This window comes from Roseateles saccharophilus (assembly GCF_031458095.1).
In the GTDB taxonomy this organism is placed as follows: Bacteria; Pseudomonadota; Gammaproteobacteria; order Burkholderiales; family Burkholderiaceae_C; genus Pelomonas; species Pelomonas saccharophila_A.
The window spans coordinates 1-4,654 of record NZ_JAVDXU010000014.1; the positions used below are offsets into that span (position 1 = coordinate 1).

The 4,654-nt window shown below is 67.6% G+C and carries 4 protein-coding genes; all 4 read left to right on the forward strand.

The features are described 5' to 3' along the window. Nucleotides 1-263 precede the first annotated feature (263 nt). Nucleotides 264-1,499, forward strand: coding sequence for an ROK family protein (locus J2X20_RS29430; protein WP_310273359.1), 1,236 nt, complete (start codon nt 264-266; stop codon nt 1,497-1,499). Then, entirely contained in the window at nt 1,499-2,956 is a 1,458-nt protein-coding gene (gene xylB, locus J2X20_RS29435; RefSeq protein WP_310273361.1) for a xylulokinase, read from the forward strand. The genes J2X20_RS29430 and xylB overlap by 1 nt, the downstream gene beginning before the upstream one ends. Before the next feature lie 3 nt (nt 2,957-2,959). Next, a complete protein-coding gene (xylA, locus tag J2X20_RS29440) occupies nt 2,960-4,276 on the forward strand; it encodes a xylose isomerase (protein ID WP_310273364.1) in 1,317 nt (438 codons plus the stop codon). 46 nt (nt 4,277-4,322) lie between these two features. Next, on the forward strand, nt 4,323-4,654 hold a 332-nt coding region (locus J2X20_RS29445; RefSeq protein ID WP_310273366.1), incomplete at its 3' end, for a family 1 glycosylhydrolase.

Here is a 4,654-nt window from a genome sequence, read left to right on the forward strand (position 1 = left end):
ACGACCAGGCGGTCGGGATGGACTTCAACGGCATAGGCCTCGGCCGCGTAATGCGCGGCGACGCCGGGTTGAAGCATCCACTGTCCGTCGGTGAATTTCATGATGAGTCGGCTTCCTGCTGTCTCCGATGGGCCGCTGAAGCGACCCTACTAGGGCAAGCGAGAGGTCGAGGGGCATTTACTTCGACCGTCGCTCGAATTAATATTTGGTCAGACCGGATTGAATCACAACAATACAGGTCCGACCAATAGAGGAGACAACAATTGCACGCCGAATTGGCGAAGGGTGGCCAACAACTGCTCAAGGTCATCAACCGCATGACCGTGGTGAGGCATCTCTGCGCCACCCCTGGAGCATCCCGTGCCGACCTGGCGACGGCCGTCGGGCTCACCAAGTCCACGGTGAGCTCCTCGGTCCGCGACCTGATCTCTCAGGGCTGGATCGTCGAGCGCGACGTCGTCGCGACCGGCGACATGGGTCGCCGTCCGACGCCTCTGTTCATCGACGAGACCCGTCTGCTGCTGCTGGGCGCCGAAGTCGGCGTCGAGAGCGTGCGTGTCGTCGCGACCTCGTTGACGGGAGAGATCCAGGACTCGGTGGTCGCCGAACACGGTGACGACCGCAGCGCCGGGGCCTGCATCGCCGGCCTCTCGAAAGCCTTGCTCGACCTGCAAGCGAAGTTCGAGCGCGAACGCAAGGTCGTCGGCATCGGCGTGGGTCTGCCGGGCGGTGTCCAGCAGCCAGGGGGCATCGTGCAGTTCGCGCCCAATCTGGGCTGGCGTGACGTGCCTTTCGCCGCGCTGCTCACCGCCGCCTTGCGAAACACGCCGCTGGCGCAATTGCCCCTGTTCGTCCAGAACGAGGCCGACGTCGCCGCCCTGGGCGAACTCGAGTTCAATCCCTTGCCGGACGCCAACCCGCTGATTTACGTCTCCATCAACCAGGGCCTGGGCGCCGGCGTCATCGTCGGCGACCAGTTGCTCAACGGCAGCCGAGGCTACGCCGGCGAAGTCGGCCACATGGTGCTGCAGTTCAACGGCCCGCGTTGCTCCTGCGGCCGTCGCGGCTGCGCCGAAGCCCTGATCGCAACCGGCGCCCTGCAGCGCGGCTCAGGGCAGGACCCGGCCCTGCGCTCGCTCGACGAGGTGCGCCGCCATCTCAAGCGGCAAGACCCGGCGACGCTGAAGGCCGTGGCCTGCGCTGGCCACCATCTGGGCATGCTGCTGTTGAACCTGGCCGCCGCCTATGACCCCGGCTGTATCGTTCTGGGCGGTGCGGCCATCGACGTCGGCGAGCCCTTTCTGCAACCCGCCCTGGCGACGCTGAAAGCTTTCGCCGAGGCCGGCAGTTCGCCTCAACCCATCATCCGGACCAGCTGCTTCGGCAGCAACGCCGTCGCCCTCGGCGCGGCGGCCCTGGTCCGCTACCGCCTGACCCGCCCAGCGCTGCCCTCGACCGATGCCCGAGTGGTGAGCGCCAATCTCAAGGAGACCGCCTGATGTATCTCGGCATCGATCTCGGTACCTCGGAAGTCAAGCTGCTGCTGCTTGACGGCGAGGGCCATATCGTCGGCACGGCCGGCAGCGCGTTGACGCTGTCGTCGCCGGAGCCTCTGTGGTCCGAGCAGAACCCGGCCGACTGGTGGCGCGCCACCGGCGACGCCGTCTCCAAGCTGCGCGCCGCCCACCCTGCCGAGTTCGCCGCCGTGCGCGCCATCGGCCTGTCGGGCCAGATGCATGGCGCCGTGCTGCTTGGCGAGGCCGACAGCGTGCTGCGCCCCGCCATCCTGTGGAACGACGGCCGCAGCCACGCCGAGTGCGCCGAGCTCACCGCCGCCGCGCCACGCCTGCACGACATCGCCGGCAATCTCGCCATGCCGGGCTTCACCGCCCCGAAGCTGCTGTGGGTGAAGAAGCACGAGCCCGAGGTCTTTGAGCGCGTCGAGAGCGTGCTGCTGCCCAAGGACTGGCTGCGCCTGCAACTGTGCGGCGACAAGGTCTCCGACCCCTCCGACGCCGCCGGCACGCTGTGGCTGGATGCCGCGCGCCGCGACTGGTCCGACGAGTTGCTGGCCGCCTGCGGCCTGACGCGCGCGCAGATGCCGCGCCTGGTCGAAGCCAACCAGCCCAGCGGCATCCTGAAGCCCGAACTCGCCAAGGCCTGGGGCCTGGGCCCCGAAGTCGTCATTGCCGGCGGTGCGGGCGACAACGCCGCCAGCGCCATCGGCATCGGCGCCACCCAGCCCGGTGACGGCTTCATCTCGCTGGGCACCTCGGGCGTGCTCTTTGTCGTCAACGACCGCTACCGGCCCAACCCGGCCTCGGCCGTCCACGCCTTCTGCCATGCCCTGCCCCAGCGCTGGCACCAGATGAGCGTGATGCTGTCGGCAGCGAGCTGCTTCAAGTGGTTCTGCAACCTCGTCGGCGCCGATGAAGTCACTTTGCTGGCTGAGCTTTCGGCAAATGACAGCGCAGTCAATGCGCCCCTTTTCCTGCCCTACTTGGCCGGCGAACGCACGCCGCACAACGACCCGTTCGCGTCCGGCGTCTTCCATGGCCTGAAGGCACAGACGACGCGCGCCGACTGCACCTACGCCGTGCTCGAAGGCGTGGCCTTCGGCCTGGCCGACGGACTGGACGCGCTGCGGGCCGCAGGCACCGAGGTCCACCAGCTGTCGCTGGTGGGCGGCGGCTCGCGCAGCCACTTCTGGGCCCAGTTGATTGCCGACGCACTCAAGGTCGACATCGTGCTGCACACCGGCAGCGAAGCCGGCGGGGCGCTGGGCGCGGCGCGCCTGGGCTGGCTCGCTTGCCTGGGTCCGGGTGGCGACGTCGAGGCCGTCTGCACCCGCCCGCCCGTGGCCGCGCTCTTCTCTCCCGATCCCCAACGCCATGCCCGCCTGGCTCCCCGCCTGGCGCGCTTCCGTGACCTCTACCAGCGCCTGCGCGGCGCCTGAACCATGACGAGCTACTTCGAACACATCCAGCCCATCCGTTACGAGGGCGCCGACAGCCCGAACGAACTGGCCTTCAAGCACTACGACAAGGACCGCATGGTTCTCGGCAAGCGCATGGAGGAGCATCTGCGCTTTGCCGCCTGCTACTGGCACAACTTTGTCTGGACGGGTCTGGACCCCTTCGGCGGTGCGACCTTCGAGCGTCCCTGGTTCCAGGGCGGCAGCCCGATGGAACTCGCCAAGGCCAAGGCCGATGCGGCCTTTGAGTTCTTCGCCAAGCTCGGCGTGCCCTATTACTGTTTCCATGACCGCGACGTCGCTCCCGAGGGCGCCTCGCCGCGCGAGAGCCACGAGAACTTCCTGCGCCTGGTCGACGTGCTCGGCGAGAAGCAGCAGGCCACCGGACTGAAGCTGCTGTGGGGTACGGCCAATCTGTTCAGCCACCGCCGCTTCATGTCGGGTGCGGCCAGCAACCCCGACCCGGAGATCTTCAAGCTCGCCGCCCTGCAGGTGCGCGATGCGATGGACGCCACGCTCAAGCTCGGTGGCGAGAACTATGTGCTGTGGGGCGGCCGCGAGGGCTACGAGACCCTGCTGAACACGCGCCTGGGCCAGGAGATGGACCAGCTCGGCCGCTTCCTCAACATGGTGGTCGAGTACAAGCACAAGATCGGCTTCCAGGGGGCCATCCTCATCGAGCCCAAGCCGCGCGAGCCGTCCAAGCACCAGTACGACTTCGACACCGCCACCGTCTACGGCTTCCTGGTGCGCTACGGCCTGGAGAAAGAGGTCAAGGTCAACATCGAGGCCAACCACGCGACCCTCTCGGGCCACAGCTTCGAGCATGAGATCGCCACGGCCGGCGCCCTGGGCATCCTGGGCAGCCTGGACATGAACCGCGGCGACCCGCTGCTGGGCTGGGATACCGACCAGTTCCCCAACAATGTGCCCGAGACGGCCATCGCGCTGTACCACGTGCTGCAGGCCGGTGGTCTCGGCAGCGGCGGCCTGAACTTCGACGCCAAGGTGCGCCGCCAGAGCATCGATGCGGCCGACCTCTTCCACGGCCATATCGGCGGCATGGACGTCTGCGCCCAGGCCCTGCTGATTGCAGAAAAGATGATCAACGACGGCCGCCTCAAGGCTGCCGTCGACGCCCGCTACGCCGGCTGGGACGCCCCCGCCGGCCAGGACATCCTGCAGGGCCGACGCAGCCTCGACGCCCTCGCCGACCAGGTCCTCCAGACCAACACCGACGTGGCCCCCGTGTCGGGCCGCCAGGAAGTCTTGGAGAACCTCGTCAATCGCTTTTGCGCGTGACTTCAGCCGGCACCCTGACGGTGCCGGCCCTTGATTCAGGACTGCTATGACCCACTCGAGCACTTTCCTGGCCGACTTCATCCAAGGCATCGTCGCCACCGCCCCGATGGCGGGCTTCGATGCCTTCAGCGACATCGACACCTTGACCTACTCCAGCCCCTTCCCTGCCGACTTCGTCTTCGGCGTTGCCGCCGCCGCCGCCCAGATCGAGGGCGCAGCCTTTGAGGACGGCAAGGGCGAATCCATCTGGGACCGCTTCTCCCGCCAGCCCGGCAAGGTGCATGACGGCGACACCCTGGACGTTGCCTGCGACCACTACCACCGCTTCGACGACGACTTCGCGCTGATGGCCTCGCTGGGGGTCAGGAACTACCGCCT

Bases quoted from the DNA above. Each gene is read 5' to 3' on its own strand.
- xylB (WP_310273361.1), top strand. From the start codon at position 1,499: ATGTATCTCGGCATCGATCTCGGTACCTCGGAAGTCAAGCTGCTGCTG.
- xylA (WP_310273364.1), top strand. From the start codon at position 2,960: ATGACGAGCTACTTCGAACACATCCAGCCCATCCGTTACGAGGGCGCC.